This is a genomic window from Mesorhizobium opportunistum WSM2075 (assembly GCF_000176035.2).
Lineage (GTDB): Bacteria > Pseudomonadota > Alphaproteobacteria > Rhizobiales > Rhizobiaceae > Mesorhizobium > Mesorhizobium opportunistum.
The window spans coordinates 2,695,319-2,711,648 of record NC_015675.1 but is presented as its reverse complement, the minus strand read 5'-3'; the positions used below and the strand labels follow the sequence as shown (position 1 = coordinate 2,711,648).

The 16,330-nt window shown below is 58.3% G+C and carries 14 protein-coding genes; 8 read left to right on the top strand and 6 right to left on the bottom strand.

What is annotated here, in order from left to right:
* Positions 1-48: 48 nt before the first annotated feature.
* The 3 genes from MESOP_RS13005 to MESOP_RS12995 all read right to left on the bottom strand — a co-directional run bounded on the left by MESOP_RS13005 (position 49) and on the right by MESOP_RS12995 (position 2,470).
* Positions 49-939 carry a hypothetical protein gene (locus MESOP_RS13005; protein WP_245265081.1) on the bottom strand — a complete coding sequence of 297 codons (891 nt, stop codon included), beginning with the start codon at positions 937-939 and terminating at the stop codon, positions 49-51.
* Positions 915-1,466 (bottom strand): class I SAM-dependent methyltransferase, encoded by a 552-nt coding sequence (locus MESOP_RS13000; RefSeq protein WP_245265080.1) that lies wholly within the window; start codon positions 1,464-1,466, stop codon positions 915-917. The genes MESOP_RS13005 and MESOP_RS13000 overlap by 25 nt, the downstream gene beginning before the upstream one ends.
* An 86-nt stretch (positions 1,467-1,552) precedes the next feature.
* A complete protein-coding gene (locus tag MESOP_RS12995; RefSeq protein ID WP_245265079.1) occupies positions 1,553-2,470 on the bottom strand; it encodes a glycosyltransferase family 2 protein in 918 nt (305 codons plus the stop codon).
* Between the two features lie 804 nt (positions 2,471-3,274).
* On the opposite strand from MESOP_RS12995, the gene MESOP_RS12990 reads away from it, so the two are divergent.
* A complete protein-coding gene (locus MESOP_RS12990; protein ID WP_041164110.1) occupies positions 3,275-4,951 on the top strand; it encodes a DUF7024 domain-containing protein in 1,677 nt (558 codons plus the stop codon).
* 63 nt (positions 4,952-5,014) lie between these two features.
* On the opposite strand, the gene MESOP_RS12985 is transcribed toward MESOP_RS12990, so the two are convergent.
* The 3 genes from MESOP_RS12985 to MESOP_RS12975 are packed head-to-tail and all read right to left on the bottom strand — an operon-like array spanning position 5,015 to position 7,129.
* Positions 5,015-5,383, bottom strand: coding sequence for an EamA family transporter (locus tag MESOP_RS12985; RefSeq protein ID WP_013893784.1), 369 nt, complete (start codon positions 5,381-5,383; stop codon positions 5,015-5,017).
* On the bottom strand, positions 5,376-6,062 hold the full coding sequence (locus MESOP_RS12980) for a class I SAM-dependent methyltransferase (protein ID WP_013893783.1): 687 nt from the start codon (positions 6,060-6,062) through the stop codon (positions 5,376-5,378). The genes MESOP_RS12985 and MESOP_RS12980 overlap by 8 nt, the downstream gene beginning before the upstream one ends.
* Positions 6,059-7,129 carry a glycosyltransferase family 2 protein gene (locus MESOP_RS12975; RefSeq protein ID WP_013893782.1) on the bottom strand — a complete coding sequence of 357 codons (1,071 nt, stop codon included), beginning with the start codon at positions 7,127-7,129 and terminating at the stop codon, positions 6,059-6,061. The genes MESOP_RS12980 and MESOP_RS12975 overlap by 4 nt, the downstream gene beginning before the upstream one ends.
* Before the next feature lie 337 nt (positions 7,130-7,466).
* On the opposite strand from MESOP_RS12975, the gene MESOP_RS12970 reads away from it, so the two are divergent.
* The 7 genes from MESOP_RS12970 (at position 7,467) to MESOP_RS12940 (ending at position 16,306) form a co-directional block, all read left to right on the top strand.
* Positions 7,467-8,591 carry a glycosyltransferase family 4 protein gene (locus tag MESOP_RS12970; protein WP_013893781.1) on the top strand — a complete coding sequence of 375 codons (1,125 nt, stop codon included), beginning with the start codon at positions 7,467-7,469 and terminating at the stop codon, positions 8,589-8,591.
* Positions 8,588-9,706, top strand: a complete 1,119-nt coding sequence (locus MESOP_RS12965; RefSeq protein ID WP_013893780.1) for a glycosyltransferase — start codon at positions 8,588-8,590, stop codon at positions 9,704-9,706. Before MESOP_RS12970 ends, MESOP_RS12965 begins: the two co-directional genes overlap by 4 nt.
* Positions 9,707-9,912: 206 nt before the next feature.
* A complete protein-coding gene (locus MESOP_RS12960; protein WP_013893779.1) occupies positions 9,913-11,625 on the top strand; it encodes an HAD family hydrolase in 1,713 nt (570 codons plus the stop codon).
* Positions 11,626-11,729: 104 nt separating this feature from the next.
* The gene (locus MESOP_RS12955; RefSeq protein ID WP_041164109.1) at positions 11,730-12,923 is read left to right on the top strand and encodes an HlyD family secretion protein; all 1,194 of its coding nucleotides are present in this window, start codon (positions 11,730-11,732) and stop codon (positions 12,921-12,923) included.
* A gap of 8 nt (positions 12,924-12,931) precedes the next feature.
* Entirely contained in the window at positions 12,932-14,518 is a 1,587-nt protein-coding gene (locus tag MESOP_RS12950) for a DHA2 family efflux MFS transporter permease subunit (RefSeq protein ID WP_013893777.1), read from the top strand.
* A gap of 124 nt (positions 14,519-14,642) precedes the next feature.
* Positions 14,643-15,041: a hypothetical protein gene (locus tag MESOP_RS12945; RefSeq protein WP_013893776.1), complete on the top strand. Its 399-nt coding sequence runs from the start codon at positions 14,643-14,645 to the stop codon at positions 15,039-15,041.
* Between the two features lie 74 nt (positions 15,042-15,115).
* The gene (locus tag MESOP_RS12940) at positions 15,116-16,306 is read left to right on the top strand and encodes an NADH-quinone oxidoreductase subunit D (protein WP_013893775.1); all 1,191 of its coding nucleotides are present in this window, start codon (positions 15,116-15,118) and stop codon (positions 16,304-16,306) included.
* The last annotated feature ends 24 nt before the right edge of the window (positions 16,307-16,330 follow it).

Below are 16,330 nucleotides of genomic sequence, written 5' to 3'. Positions count from 1 at the left end.
TCTTGAGCGCAGCGGCTTGAGCATTATTGCTCATAGAGCCACGTTATATCACACTTGATTGTATCGACCGGCAATCTGCCCGCCAGCAAAGAAGAAAAGATCGCCCAGGACGGTGATCATCCGCCCGATCACTACCGCCAGCAGAATGACCGGGCCGGAGCTGAGCCCTCCAAGGAGAAAGAGCAGGACTGCCTCCCTGATACCGATTCCCGCCGGCGCACCGGGGGTCACAAAGCCTGCGAGCCACGCCAGCACATAGGCGCTGGCTATTGCCGGATAGAGAGAGAGTTCGCCCGAACCGCCGGCGAGATCATAGGCCACCGCAAAGACCAGACCGGAAAACGCCAGAAACGCTATGTAGAAAATGGCAGCCACGCCAAAATCCGTGCCCCAGGCCGTGGCTAGCCACAGCGCGACAGCCACCACGGCTGCGAATGAAATCCAGCCGAGCCAGTCGGAAGTACCGGCCGCGACCAACGGCAGCAGGAGGGGCGAAAAGAGAGCTCCGCCGACGGCGAGGAAGGCCAGCTCGTAGGCAGTCGATTTGGCTAGCGGCCGATTGCCGATACCCGCCGCCACACCAATGGCTTGCCGCCCAGCGAACTGGAAAATGTTGCCGGGAACATATTTGGCAAGCTGCGAGATGGCATAGGCGCGGATTGCCCAGGAATGGGAGACCGAAACGCGAAGATGGGCCAGGAGACGCCGCCAGCCAACAGCGAGCAGCAGGTTCGAGGCCCCATACAAGCCTGCCAGGGCGGCGATCGCTATGTATCCGCCAAGCCCAATTCGCCGAAAATCGATCTCACTGGCGTAGCCATGAAGCCGTATCCCCACGAATACCAGGCCGGCCAAACCAAGGAACGCTCCGGTGCGGTTGAGCCAGATCCTCGCGCCCGGGCCGAGCGCCATCGTCAGCGCCTTTTCTTCGGCTTGCAATGCAGCATGGTCCAAGGCAATGGTGACAGGACTTCAACCACCTCGAAAAACTGCGACACGAGCGAGACGAACCCACGCTGCGACCAGTGCTGCAGATGACCGGGCGTATTTCCCAAGGCCGAAACGTATTTGCCACGGGCAAGATTGAGCATCCGCCACAGTGGTTCGCGCGGAACACTGAGGATCAGGTCCGATCTTGCGATCCGCTGCAGCGCCTGCAGGGCCTTTTGCGGTTCCTCGAGATGCTCCATCACCTCGCAACACACGACAAGGTCGGCGCTATCTCGTTCAGGCATCACTTCATAGATGCTACGCACCTCGAAACGGTCAGGATCCATGCCACGCCCGTCGGCGTCCTCCTTTGCCATGCCTATGACTTGCGTGGAGAAATCGGTGCCACGCGCATCGATGGCCTGGCCAAGCCAACGCATGACCCAATAGCCTTCCCCGCATCCGACCTCGTGGATGGTGGCGGGGCTCACCTTCGTCACAAGGTTGGACAATGCCCCGTCGAAGCCCGCGACCACCCGGCGGGCGATAGGATTTCGCGTGCCGTATTTGTCATAGGTGTTGCCTATTACGACACCGTCCTCTGCCTGCCCTCCAGCTACCTTCATTCGCCCAGCCTGCTTTCCTGCCGCTTCGGGTGTGATCGCTTGATCTCCCCCTGCGCCGCGCGCTGTGTATATCTGATGTCTTCGAGAAGCTTGCGGTTGGCCGCGATCACATCGGCCAGGAAGGCAACCAGAAGTGCCTGGAAGCCCATTGACATCAGCACCCCCGCCAGAACCACCGACTGGACGTGACCGCTGCTTGCATCAACCAGGTAGAAATAGAGGAAGCGCAGGCCGATCAGAAAACCAAGGCCGAAAAGAGCGGCTGCGACCGCGCCGAAGAACCGGGCTGGCTGATAGATGACGAAGATGCGCACGATGGTGAAGATCGAGCGCTTGAGATAGGAAGGAATGCTCTTGACCAGCCTCGACGGCCGCAAATCGCCGTTGACGCGGATCGGCACCGAGACCACGCGCATATTCTTGCGGCCGGCCTGGATGATGGTTTCCAGCGTATAGGTGTAGTTGTTGAACACGATCAAACGCTGGGCCGCATTTCGCGAGATCGCGCGAAATCCGCTCGGTGCATCCTGCACGTCGGTGCCGCTGCTGACGCGAACCACCCAACTGCCAATCCTCTGCAGAAGTTTCTTCAATGGCGAGAAGTGCTCTATCTCCGATATCGGCCGGGCGCCGATGACCATGTCTGCGCGTCCCTCAAGCACCGGCCTTGTAAGGGCAGGCAGATCGGTCGCGTTGTACTGGTTGTCGGCATCGGTGTTGACGATGACATCCGCGCCCCGCGCGAGGCAGGCTTCGATGCCGGTCATGAAGGCATAGGCAAGACCACGATTGCTGGTATGACGTATGACGTGGTCGACGCCGCTTTCCTCCGCGACCCTGACTGTGTCGTCGCTGCTGCCATCGTCGATGATCAACCATTCGACGCTGTCGAAACCGGCAACGGTCCGCGGCAAATCATTCAGCGCTATCGCCAGCGTCTCGGCTTCATTGTAGCAAGGAATCTGTATAATCAGTTTTGGCAGGGGTTTGCTCTCGAATCCGGAACCTGACACTCTGTGCATCTACCATCATCAGGCGAAGGCGCAAGCGGTTTGCCTGAGCAAAAGGGCCCTTCCATACGGATCGCGAATCTCAAGGCTCCTATTCGCACACTCTCAGGCTTGGGTTGTTCTACCTTGCTCTGTAGGCAGCCGATGCCGAGCCGAGACTATCGGGATTCGGCACCGTCCCTGTGGGATAACGCGCACGTGATGGTTGAACATCTGATAAAACTAGTCGACAAGCAGACGCGGTAAGTGTTTGGCTAGGCGCTGGGAGAGCTGACTGTGATTTGGACACGCGAGGAGATCGCGCGCGTTTTTTCCGCCACGTGGGCTCGCCTGATTGCTTCATATGGCAAGAACACAACGGTATTTCTATCAATCCTCCTGGTCGCTATCGGCATTGCGATAAACTTTAGAAATCAGGGGCTTTACGTCGTAGTGTTAGCCGACGAATATACATACAGTAGATTTTCTCGACTTAGCGCACCCTCTGGCGCTCCTGTTCCATCGTATCTTTTTTTCTTTATATATAAATATACAGGATACTGCGGAGATGGCTTTCTCGCATGCGCCAGGTACCTAAACACTATCTTCTTCCTATTAGCTGCACCATTTATTTTTTTAATATCCTCTCGCATCGCATCAAGAATCTCCTCATCTTTGATTACTATCTTGTCAGTTATTGGGGCTACTAACACATATACGGCATATTACATGCCAGAGTCTCTCTATTTTCTGATGTTCTGGATCTTTTCATGGGCGATATTGGCGCTAGAAGCGAGCTCTGAACTTCTCGAATTTATTTTTGTTTCACTTATATTTTCTGCTATGGCGTTAGTTAAACCACACTCGTTATTTTTTCTACCCGGGATCGTTCTATACTTTGCTTATCTGATCCGGCAGAGACCCGAGCAGGCCTGGGTCGCGAAGTGGCTCCGGATGTCCACTGCGTTTGTCGCCGTTGCTATCGCCGCCAAACTGGCGCTTGGCTTTGCCTTTGCAGGGAGAGCGGGGGCCACGCTCTTTGGCCCCACCTACGGGTCCTACGCCCGCGGCGCAGCTCTGAACCTGGACCACTACGCCGAACTGGCCAAACTGGCCGGCATCAATCTCGCCGGTCATCTTCTTGCACTATCAATCTTGTACGGCACTCCGTTAGCCGCCGTCCTGCTCAGCCTGCGGAAGCTCCGGTCCCGCCATGAAGCCGAGGACGCCTCCGCTAGAATTGCCTTTTACACGCTCGCCGTCTTTTCAACTTTGGTCCTGGTAGTGGCGCTATTTTCGGCTTCTGTCGCCAATATGGGCCCCTATGAAACGCCATTCAGACTACACATGCGTTACTATAATTTTGCCTTCCCTCTCTTTCTAATTATTGCGTCATCTCAACTAAATAAAAATGAAAGTAACTTTATTCTTTACAAAACTGTAGCAGCGACCCCTGTTTCCACATTGATTATCTACGCCATTTTCACGGCGATGCACCCTTACACACCTGCTTTTGTAGACAGCCCAGAACTGCGTGGCATTTTTTACCAGCGAAACATATTCTTTTTTATTGCCACCCTCGGAATGTTTTCGGTAATTACCTGGGTTTTTAGTTTGAAATTTGGCGCTCGGGTTTTTCTCCTGGTCTTCGCACCGTTGTCGGCCGTTACAGGTACTTATTTTTCTAGCATCGATCTTCGAACTTACTTACATCCAAATGTATTTGATGAAGCTGGCATTTTCGCGCATCAATATTTGAAAGATCACGACACATCCCGCCTTGTAATCATGAGCTCAGATCCGTCAGGATTATTTAGGTCCTTGTTTTATGTCGATGACCCGCAAGCTTCGATTGTTCTAATTCCAGCAGGTTCTCCAGCGGATCTTTCGAAGGTCCCTGACGATAAGGAATGGCTCCTTCTCATCGGCGATCACGCCCCCCCGCCTAACTCTCGTTTCAAATTGGATCTGAATGGCTTTTCACTTTTTCGGCTCGCAGGATCGGACAGGATAGACTTCACAAGAAGATCCTGGCCCGGAACCCTGGCCCGGGTCCGAGGCCTGTCAGTTGCCGAGGGTTGGGGCACGTGGTCGGATGGCCCTGCTGTCACGTTGGAATTCGTAAAGCCGCTTCCAAAAAAAGGCGTCCTGCACCTCACCGCAAGTGCATTCGGCCCGAATGTCGGGCAACTTATTTCCGTGCACATAGGCTCTCAATCGGCGACGTTCGTGCTGTCCAAGTCAGTGCAGGAAATCGCTATCCCATTTGGAAACTCGGGGGCATCGACTTCGATCTCCATTTCGATTCCCAACCCAATCTCACCCAAGGAGCTTGGTCTAAACGAAGACCGTCGGAAGCTTGGAATTGGATTCCGCCAACTCAGTGTGCAGGACGTGACACAGTAGCTGATGGTTGCAAACGCTTGGCGCAGGCTCTGTTGCCTCCCATGGCGAGATGCGCCAAAGACATCAGGTCCGCGAAATAAAAAAAATCCCCAAGAGAATGAGCGGCATACCCAAATAGAAATATTTCGGGATGCTTTCCCCAAACAGAAAGAATCCTGCACAAGGAACGATTATAAAGGCGAGTGCATTAAACATAAACGCGACGGAAAGCGGTATCGTCCTGAGCGCCTGCACCCACGCGACAGTGGACAGAAGGTATAAAAACAGTGCTAGAAATATGAGTGCTATCGGCGTGACATTCTGCTGAACGATACCCCACCAATCACCGTCCCCACCCGTTTTAAAATTTCTGGCGGCAAACTTGAATATTATCTGCCCGAGCGCTATGACAAGAACAGACGATGAAATTAGAACATAGTTCACATTAAACATAAAAATTGCCGGCGTAAATCAGATTTATATCTGGGATAGGCATTCTAAAAGGCCACCAGACTATCTTTCTTTCTGGAAAATGAAACTTCAATATTTCGCTTAGGTTGAATATGCTGTTTATGTGCTCACGAGCCATGTAATAGTCATATGGCAAGCCCGCACGTTCTGCCTGCTTTCTCGGTCCGAACAGGCGACCCATTCTCCATGCCCACCCCGGATCGCATGGCAGCAAAACCGAAAGGACCCCCCCTGGCTTCAATACCCTCACCCACTCCTCGATCGCAATGTGCGGGAAGGGTACATGTTCCAAGACGTGGGTCGCTATAACCCGATCGAAACTGTCGCTTTCGAATGGCAGAGCGGCGCCGTCGAGTTTCATGAGCTCGACACCATTCGGCAGTTTTCGCTCAGAAACGGATTTCAGTACAGCATCGTCGAAATCTGACGCAATGTATCGATCAAAGCTGTGACGCACGAAGGGTAGATGGGCGAGAGTCCCTGCCCCAATCTCCAAAACCTGAGAGAGGTGGACATCGCCGTCAAATGGTTTCTCAATCAATGAATGCGTTTCTCGCAGCACAAATGCCGATAACCCACCTTGATAGTTGGACGCATCGTAGTTCGACAGCCAGCGCTTAACCAGGTCCTCGTAGTCAGGGAGGGGAACATACCGCTTCATATCTGCTTGGAACCTTTATGGTGTTGCCTACTTGGTTTTTTCTTTGTCGCTTTAGCGCTTTGATGCATTAGCGACTTCATCGGCAACAGCGAATTCTCCAGCCGCAGATGCAGCGTCGAACGCGGAACGGACTGAATGTCGTAGTTGATGAAAGCAAGCAGGAGTTGGGTTGCAACGATGATCGGCAGTGCCGCCATCATCACGGTACCGGCCGTGGCCGGCACGGCAGTGCCCCATTTCGAAAGGCCGTAGACGACGCCGAACAGCAGAAGCGCCAATCCCAACACCAGCTCCAACGACGCGATGCTGAAATTGCGGATGAAGTAATTGTAAAAAATACGCTTGCCGAAATTCCTCAGATGAGCGAGCGCAAATCGCGGAATTTCGCGATGCGGTTTCATATTGCTTACCTCGTCGGCGTAGTGCGAGTGCATAGGCACGTCGACCACGCGCGCGGTAAGGACGTTCAGGCGGAAAAGAAGATCCGATTCAAAGAAAAAACGCCTCGATATCTTTTCCAGTGGCAGGAGACCGACAAGGCTGGCGTGGATGGCGAAGAACCCGTTTGTCGGATCGAAACTGTGCCAATATCCGGTCGATATCTTGGCGAGGAAGGAGAGGCCCGCATTGCCAATCAGCCTACCCAGCGGCATCGAAGCCACTCCTTCCGGATCGAAGAAGCGGTTGCCTTTGGCGTAGTCGGCTTCACCGGTAAGAATGACGTTGACGAAGCTCGGAATGAGCGCCGGATCCATCTGGCCATCGCCATCGATCTTCACGATCACATCGGCCCCGTCGGCGGCGGCCTGTTTCATACCGGCGAGCGTCGCGCCTCCGACGCCAAGATTTTCGCTGTTCCACAGCACCTTTACACGGCGGTCAGCTACATGCTCCTCGACGAAACGGCCTGTGTCCTCGGGACAAGCATCGTCGACGACATAGATGGCAGTGACTTCCGAGCCGATCTGGCTGAGTACAGCGAGAATATGATTTCGCACCCGATAGCTCGGGATGACGACAGCAATGTCAGGCTTTTGTTTTGAGCGCAAAACCTCACCCGCAGCCATTCTGGTGGGCCATGTGACATAGTCTTCAAGTTTAGCCGAGCGCTTTAGCTTAGCTCGATCTACAGAGCAACCGATGTCTATCGGCCCACCCGACGGCGCTTAGTCCCGCCGACGCCGTGACGAGCGACCAACCAAACCGGCCTGAGCGAATTTGTGGCTCCAGGCCGTCGATCGATTTGTTCAAGACGGCCTTTCCGGCTTGGCGTTACCGACTTGGCTGGATGTATGCTAGGAGGTGGTTCGCAATGCGAGGTTAAATGCCCGCGCTTCCCGATGGCTGCCTGTCACACCGTAGAATGTCCGGAACCCATTGCCTTATTCACACCCGGAGCTTCCCTTGAGAATCGGCATCGACGGCAGGAACCTCGGCTCACCCACCGATGGCATCGGCCGGTTCGTTCACAATGCCGTCAAGGCGTTGGCGGCTTTCGGCGCCGATGTGGTTGTCTATGCGCCTGGCAAGATCAATGCGGATTACGACATTCCGCATGGCGTTTGCGTGCGGATCGCCAACTTCAGGGGGCCTGTCGCCCGAACCTTCTGGGGCCAGGTCGTGCTGCCCACCTTGGCCCGGCGCGACCGTGTCGACGTGTTCTGGGGGCCTTCGCATCGTTTGCCCTTCGCCCTCGCCAGCGGCATCGGGCGTGTGGTCACCATCCACGACCTCGTCTGGCTACATGCCGCGCAGACGATGCGGACCCGGACCTGGGTGGGCGACAGGTTGCTGATGAAACCCGCGCTGAAGGCAGCTGATGTCGTGATTGCGGATTCGGCAGCCACGGCCGCTGCACTGAAAAGCGAATTCCGTTGGTTGAAATCGCCGGTCAGGACAGTTTATCCCGGCACGGTCGCGCTGCCGGCTCCCGGTGATGTTTCGAGCCTGGAGCCGCTCGGCATCACCAGGCCCTATGCGCTCTTTGTCGGCACGGTCGAGCCCCGGAAGAACCTCGGCAATCTGATAAAGGCCTATGGCCTGTTGCCGGCGGACACCCGGTCCGGCTGCGATCTGGTCATCGTCGGCGGCTCGGGGTGGAAACAGACGGGCCTTGCCGATATGGTGCGCGCCGGCGGGCTCGAGGCGAATGTCAGGTTTACCGGGTTCGTCGATGACAGGACGCTCGCGACGCTTTATGCAAATTGCCTGTTTCTGGCGATGCCATCTCTCTACGAAGGGTTCGGTTTTCCGATCGTCGAGGCACAGTCTTTCGGCAAGCCGGTGCTGACGTCGAACACGTCGTCCATGCCGGAAGTCGCCGCAGACAATGCCGTCCTTGTCGACCCGAATAATCCCGTGGCAATCGCCGCTGCATTCAACCGGTTCTGTGTCGATGTGGAATTCCGACAGGGCATCGCTGCGGACGCCAAGGAGAATGCCGGGCGCTTCACCTGGGAGAATCACGCCAAGGGCATGCTTCAGATTTTTGGACAGGCCATCGCGCAAAGACGGAAGAGCAACGCTTGAAAGTCCTGCACTTCTTCAAGACATACTGGCCGGACTCCTTTGGCGGGGTGGAGCGAACGATACACGCCATTGCGCAAAGCACCGCGCGCCACGGCGTCGAAACGGAGGTGCTCTCATTGAGCCGCGCTCCGGACGAGAATACCCAGCGCCTTGATGGGCACATGGCCCGGAAAGCCCGGCTGGATTTCGAGCTCGCGTCAACGGGGTTTTCGCGCGGGGTCTTTCGGAAGTTCGCAAAGCTCGCCGGAAGCGCCGACCTCATCCATTATCATTTTCCATGGCCGTTCATGGACCTGGTGCATTTTCATGCCCGTCACGGCAAACCGACAGTCGTCACCTATCATTCCGACATCGTCAAACAGAGGCTGCTGCTGCCTTTTTATCGACCACTGATGCTGCGCTTCCTGAAGGACGTCGGCGCGGTCGTTGCGACATCCCCCGACTATTTGAGATCGAGCCCTGTTCTCAAAGCCTTCGAGGCCAAATCGACGGTCATTCCCATTGGCATCGATGAACAAGCTTACCCGACGCCAAACGAGGCCGATAACAGTTGGTGCCGGTCGGCAGTGGGAGGGCCTTTCGTGCTGTTCGTCGGCGTCCTGCGCTACTACAAAGGGCTGGATGTACTCATCCAGGCAGCCGACAAGGTTCGATGCAAGATTGTGATCGCTGGTTCGGGGCCGATCGAGCAGGAACTCCGACTCCAGGCCAAGACGCTGCGGCGTGACAATGTGATTTTCCTTGGCGAGGTTTCGGAGCCGCAGAAAATGGCGCTCCTCCACAACTGCCTCGGGTTCGTTTTTCCTTCAAACCAGAGGTCGGAAGCCTATGGGATTTCGTTGGTCGAAGCAGCAATGTGCGGCAAGCCGATGATTTCGTGCGAGATTGGAACTGGAACGAGCTATGTCAACGCGGCCGGCGAGACCGGGCTTGTTGTTCCGCCTTCCAATCCGGAACGACTTGCCAAAGCGATCAACCAGTTCGTCCACTCGCCTGACGAGGCGGCGGGCTTGGGGCGAGCTGCCCGAGATCGCTTCGTTCGCCTCTTTACGGCTGACAGAATGGGAAAAGCATACGCCGAGCTCTATCATCGACTCGACAACCATGAACGCTGAATGAGGTGGCGAGCGCCGCCGCTTGCGCTGGCTCTCTGTCACCGCGAATGCCAGCTCGAGTTCCAGACGGGCCAATCGGCTATGCCTCTACGCCACCGCCCCTACCCTGCTTCCGGGGGGCTTGCCGCGACCCAGGGAGCCTTTATCCCGATCATTCGTTCTAGCCTGAGTTCAACGCAACCTGGCAACGATGAAAGGGGGGCAGAATGTACTTCATCGCCCTGGCGACTGACTACGATGGCACGCTGGCGCATGACGGCATCGTCTCCAAGAAAACGCTCGCTGCCCTGGAGCGCTTCAAGAAGAGCGGCCGCAAGCTGGTTCTGGTCACCGGGCGCGAACTGCCCGATCTCAAACGCGTCTTTCCCGAAGTCAGCCTGTTCGACAAGGTGGTCGCTGAAAATGGCGCCTTGATCTACACGCCGGCAAGCGAGGAAGAGCGGGCGATCTCGCCCGCGCCGGATCCCAAATTCGTCGCCAGGCTGAAGAAGCTCGGCGTCAAGCCGCTTTCGGTGGGGCGCTCGATCGTGGCGACATGGGAGCCGCATCAGGCGACAGTGCTCGACGTCATCAAGGAGGCCGGTCTGGAGCTCGAAATCATCTTCAACAAGGGCGCGGTGATGGTTCTGCCGAGCGGCATCAACAAGGCCACCGGACTGATCGCCGCGCTTCAGGATCTTCGTCTCTCGCCACACAATGTCGTCGGCATCGGCGACGCCGAAAACGACCATGCCTTCCTGCAAGCTTGCGGCTGCAGCGTCGCCGTGGACAACGCGATTCCCGCCGTCAAGAACACCGCCGATCTGGTCATGCCTGGCGCACGCGGCAAAGGCGTCGAGCAACTGGTCGACAAACTGATCAAACACGATCGCGAGATCGTTTCGAGACGGCATGACGGCATTGTTCTGGGATCGGCCGCCGGCGACGATATCTATTTGTCGCCGACCGATACGGTGCTGATCGCCGGCAGTTCGGGCATCGGCAAATCCACCTTGGCCACGGCGCTGACGGAACGCCTCGTCGAGAGCGGATTTCAGTTCTGTGTGTTCGATCCCGAGGGCGACTATGACGGCCTCGAGGGCGCCGTGCGGATGGGCGACGGATCAAGCGCACCGACAAAAGCGCAAGTGCTGGACTTGATCGCCAAGGCCGACAGCAATGTCGTCGTCAACGGGCTGGCGCTGCGCGTCAACGAGCGGCCGGACTTCTTCGCCGACCTTTTGCCCGACCTCGGCAGTTTCCGCCGCCGGACGGCCAGACCGCACTGGCTGATCATCGACGAAGCGCACCATCTTCTTCCCAAGCGGCGCGAGGATACGCGTGCGGTCCTGTCACTGGAATTGCCGGGCACGGTCCTGATCACGGTCCATCCCGAAGCGATCTCGACCGATGCGCTGCGCCTGGTAACAGCCATTGTTGCCCTTGGCCCCAAGGCGAAGAACGTCGTGAAGGTCTTCTGCCGCGAGATCGGCATCGACCCGCCAAAGGACATGTCCTCGCCCAAGGGCGAGCGCGTGTTGTTCTGGCGGCCCCAGAAACGCAAGAAAATCGCCACGGTCAAGGTCGTCGAGCCGCGCCAATCCCTGAAGCGGCACAGCCGCAAATATGCCGAAGGCCAGCTCGATGAGGCGGGCAGCTTCTATTTCCACGGCCCAGACGATGCAATGAACCTCAGGGCTCACAATCTGATGATTTTCGCCCAGATCGCCGAAGGCATAGACGACAAGACCTGGGAGTTTCACTTGCGTGCCGGCGACTATTCCAAATGGTTCCGCAACCAGATCAGGGACAAGGACCTGGCGCGCGAAACCGCCGAAGCGGAGAAGGACAAAACGCTGTCGGCCGAGGAGAGCCGCAAGCAGGTGCTCGATGCCGTGCGCCGCCGCTACACCGCCCCAGCCACCGCACCTGAAGAATAGACCTGCAATGCGCCCGTCGCACCCTTCGTCAGGAACTTTTATGGCCAGCTGCCGTTGACTCGGCTCCACAAAGCGGGCGGCACCCTTTGCTCGAGAGTTTTCCCGTGGACGCGAAAACCCAGACAAAAGAACCGGATGAAACGTACAAAAAGCGCGAAGCTTCGAGCCGGACGAAGCCAGGCCCATCGCCCAAACGCAAAGGGGCTGCGGCGCGAACCGACGCCCCGGAGAATGAGACGGGCGACAAGAGCGCAGGGCAGGCGAAGCCTGGCCTGCTGAGCCTCCCGCGGCGGCGTCCCTACCTGTCCATCGCCATCCTGATTGTCCTGCTGCTGGTCGCGGCGGGGCTCGTCCTATGGTGGCTGAACGCCCGCCAGTATGAATCGACCGATGACGCCTTCATCGACGCCCGCACGGTGACCATCGGCGCCGAGATATCAGGCCGCGTCACCGACGTCGCCGTAACGGACAACCAGCCGGTCAAGGCGGGCGATATCCTGTTGCGCATCGACGACGCCGACTATCAGGCTAACCTCAAGCAGGCCGACGCAGGCGTGGCCGCGGCACAGGCCGAGATTGCCGACGTCAAAGCCCAGATCGAAGCTCAGAACGCAAAGATCGACGCCGCGCAGAAACAGGTGGCCCAGGCCCAGGCGGCGCTCGATTTCGCCAAGGCCGAGGATCAGCGCAACCGCGAGCTCCTGGCCAAGGGTACGGCCACGCAGCAGCAGGCCCAGCAGGCCGCTTCAACGCTGCGCCAGGATCAGGCTGCTCTCGACAGCGCCCAAGCCAACGCGGCTGCCGCCAAGAGCCAGATCGTGGTCCTGCAGGCGCAGGGCAAGAGCGCCGAAGCCAAGCTCAACCAAGCCAAGGCGAGCCAGGACCAGGCGCACACCACGCTGTCGCGCACCGCAATCACCGCGCCGGTTGCCGGGCATGCAACCAGCATCTCGGTTGGCCAGGGCACCTATGCCCAGCCCGGCCAGGTGCTGATGATGTTCGTTCCCGACGAGGTCTGGGTGAAGGCCAATTTCAAGGAAACGCAGCTCGATCTGATGCGGCCTGGACAGCCGGTCGACATCGACATCGACGCCTATCCTGAAAAATCCTTCCATGGCCGCGTCGACAGTATCCAGGCGGGCAGCGGCACCGCCTTCAGCCTGCTGCCGGCCGAGAACGCCACCGGCAACTTCGTCAAGGTCGTGCAGCGCGTGCCGGTCAAGATCGTCTTCGACAAACCGCCGGGCGTGCTGTTGGGACCGGGCCTGTCGGTGGTGCCGACCGTCAAGGTGCGGTGAGTGGCGAGATGGCCGGCGCGCAAAGCGAAAGCAGATCCGCCGCCGGTGGGCGCAATCCCTGGCTGATTGCAATCGTCGTCTCGATCGCCACCTTCATGCTGGTGCTCGACACCTCCATCGCCAACGTCGCGCTGCGCAACATCGCCGGCAGCCTGGCGGCCGGTATGGATGAAAGCACCTGGGTGATCACCACCTATCTGGTGGCGAATTCGGTGATCATCCCGGTCAGCGGCTGGCTGGCCAGCGTCATCGGCCGCAAGCGCTACTACATGCTTTGCGTGGCGACCTTCACCATCGCATCGCTGCTGTGCGGGCTGGCGCCCAACCTGGAACTGCTGATCGTCTTCAGGATCCTGCAGGGCCTCGGCGGCGGTGGCATGGCGCCCAGCGAACAGTCGATCCTCGCCGACACCTTCCCGCCCGAAAAACGCTCTCAGGCGTTCGCGCTCTACGGCATCGCCGTCATCGTCGCGCCGACGGTGGGGCCGACCATCGGCGGCTGGCTGACCGATCATTTCTCCTGGCATTGGATCTTCTTCATCAACGTCCCGTTCGGCATCATGTCATTGGCCTTGGTGCAGTGGCTGGTCGTGGAACCGGATGTGCTTGAACGCGAACGCCTGGAGCGGCTAAAGGGCGGCCTCAGAATAGACTGGGTTGGGTTCGTTCTGGTCGCCACCGCGCTTGGCTGCCTGGAAATCTTTCTCGACGAGGGCCAACGCAACGATTGGTTCGCGTCGGCCTTCATCACGACCTTCGCGGTGATTTCGGCGATCTCGTTCCTGCTGCTGATCCCCTGGGAGTTCAACCACCGCGATCCGGTCGTCGACATCCGCTTGCTGTTCAGCCGCCAGTTCGGTACGTCGTTCCTGGTGATGATGGCCGTGGGCGCGGTGCTGTTCAGCACCACGCAGCTGATGCCGCAGCTGCAGCAGACCGCCTTCGACTATACGGCGACACTATCGGGCCTCTCGATGATGCCGGGCGGCATCGCCATGCTGATACTCATGCCGATTTCCGGATTTGCCGGCAGCATCGTCCAACCCAAATACCTGATCATGGCGGGGATGTCCGCTGTCGCCATCGCCCTGTGGCATATGACGGCGCTGACCCCGGACGCCAGCTTCCGCTTCTTTGCCTTTGCGCGCGTTTTCCTGATGATCGGCCTGCCGTTCCTGTTCATCCCCATTTCGACCGCGGCCTATGTCGGGCTGGCGCCGCAGCAGACCAACCAGGCATCGGCGCTGATCAATGTCGCCCGCAATATCGGCGGCAGCATCGGCGTATCCTTGTCCAACACGGTGATCGCCCAAAACGCGCAACTCCACCAGGCACACCTCGTCGGCCACACGGCACAGTCGTCGCCGGCCTACCAGCAGGTGCTGCGTCAGGCGACCGAGCACTTCGTGGCTCAAGGCTCGCCTATGGTCGAGGCAAAACAGCAGGCGATCGGCTGGATCGGGCAGCTGATAGCGCGCCAGGCCTCATTGCTCGCCTATGTCGACGTCTTTCGGTATTGCGCGGTAGCAACGGCGATCCTCGTGCCGCTCGCTCTGCTGCTGCGGTCTCCAACACCGAAGGCCGAAAAGCGCTAGCATTCCTCCCAAACCCCATCAGACGTTGGCCGGGCAAATTCGTCCCGATGTGGTCAGAGTTGCGGAACCATCCCCCCGCATAGGGGTTTCTTTCGATGTCTCTCGAGAGGATGAAGGAGCGGCCATGCGGATTTTGACGATAGCCATCGCACTTTCCGGGGCGGTCATCACTCAGCCCATCCATGGGCAAACCATCGCCCCGCAGCTCCCCCAGACGACGCCGTCACCGCAGGGGGAGGTCCAACCGGAGCAGACGCTGCCCGATCAAGGCTCGCCTGATATGAATTTCACCGGCGTCGCCGTTGTCGCGGTCGAGGATTTGCCTGCAGAAATCAAGGCGCAGGCGGATGCCGTGATCAATCAGACCAGCGCGAAGGACTTGCTTCGGCTGCAAAACTCCATCGATGCTTCGCCTCAGGCAAGCTCGGTATTGAGGGCGAACGGGCTCAACTCCTCGCAGGTCGTCGCGGCAAACATCGATGGTGATGGCACTTTGACGCTGATCATCCAGACGACGACTTGAGCAGCGCGCCGGCCGGATCACGCTGCGAAGCCAATAAACGCACTTGCCAATAAACGCACTTGCAGAGAGCCGTCATGGCCGAAGCCGCCGTTCGCAACTTCACCATCAATTTCGGACCGCAGCATCCTTCCGCGCACGGCGTTCTTCGGCTGGTGCTCGAACTGGATGGCGAGATCGTCGACCGCGCCGATCCGCATATCGGGCTGCTTCACCGCGGCACCGAGAAACTGATCGAGTATAAGAACTATCTGCAGGCTCTGCCCTATTTCGACCGGCTCGACTATGTCGCGCCGATGAACCAGGAGCATGCCTTCTGCCTTGCCGCCGAGAAATTGCTCGAAATATCGGTGCCCAGGCGCGGACAGCTCATCCGCGTCCTGTTTTGCGAAATCGGCCGGCTTCTGTCGCATCTCCTCAATGTCACGACACAGGCCATGGATATTGGCGCGCTGACACCGCCGCTCTGGGGATTTGCGGAGCGCGAGAAGCTGATGGTCTTCTACGAGCGTGCCTCCGGCGCCCGCATGCATGCGAACTATTTCAGGATCGGCGGCGTGCATCAGGACCTGCCTCCGAAGCTTCTCGACGACATCTGGGCCTTCTGCGACCCGTTCCTCAAGGTCTGCGAAAATCTCGACGATCTGCTCACCGGCAGTCGTATTTTCAAGCAACGCAATGTCGATGTCGGCGCCATCTCGCTGGATGATGCCTGGGCCTGGGGTTTTTCCGGCGTCATGGTGCGTGGATCGGGGGCGTCATGGGACCTGCGCAAGGCACAGCCGTACGAATGTTACCCCGAAATGGATTTCGACATTCCGGTCGGCAAGAATGGAGACTGCTATGATCGCTACCTCGTTCGCATGGAGGAAATGCGCCAATCGGTCCGGATCATGAAGCAATGCCTGGACAAGCTGCGGTTGCCGGAAGGCCAGGGGCCCGTGGCCATCCCGAACCAGAAGATCACGCCGCCGCCGCGCGCCCGGATGAAACGATCGATGGAAGCGACCATCCAGCATTTCAAACTTTACACCGAAGGGCATCGCGTGCCGGCCGGAGAGGTCTATGCCGCGGTCGAGGCTCCGAAAGGCGAGTTCGGCGTCTATCTGGTTTCGAACGGCAGCAATGTTCCCTATCGGTGCAAGATCCGCGCGCCGTCCTTTGCGCATCTGCAGGCGATGGATTTCCTGTCCCGCGGACACATGATCGCCGATGTTGCAGCGATCATCGGATCGCTGGATATCGTGTTTGGGGAGATCGATCGCTGACCGGTGCGCCGATCACGAACCGCC

What these genes read in the sequence shown, in the direction of transcription:
- MESOP_RS12990 (WP_041164110.1), top strand. Translation starts at nt 3,275, where the DNA reads ATGCCAGAGTCTCTCTATTTTCTGATGTTCTGGATCTTTTCATGGGCG.
- MESOP_RS12985 (WP_013893784.1), bottom strand. Translation starts at nt 5,383, where the DNA reads ATGTTTAATGTGAACTATGTTCTAATTTCATCGTCTGTTCTTGTCATA.
- MESOP_RS12980 (WP_013893783.1), bottom strand. Translation starts at nt 6,062, where the DNA reads ATGAAGCGGTATGTTCCCCTCCCTGACTACGAGGACCTGGTTAAGCGC.
- MESOP_RS12975 (WP_013893782.1), bottom strand. Translation starts at nt 7,129, where the DNA reads ATGGCTGCGGGTGAGGTTTTGCGCTCAAAACAAAAGCCTGACATTGCT.
- MESOP_RS12960 (WP_013893779.1), top strand. Translation starts at nt 9,913, where the DNA reads ATGTACTTCATCGCCCTGGCGACTGACTACGATGGCACGCTGGCGCAT.
- MESOP_RS12950 (WP_013893777.1), top strand. Translation starts at nt 12,932, where the DNA reads ATGGCCGGCGCGCAAAGCGAAAGCAGATCCGCCGCCGGTGGGCGCAAT.
- MESOP_RS12945 (WP_013893776.1), top strand. Translation starts at nt 14,643, where the DNA reads ATGCGGATTTTGACGATAGCCATCGCACTTTCCGGGGCGGTCATCACT.
- MESOP_RS12940 (WP_013893775.1), top strand. Translation starts at nt 15,116, where the DNA reads ATGGCCGAAGCCGCCGTTCGCAACTTCACCATCAATTTCGGACCGCAG.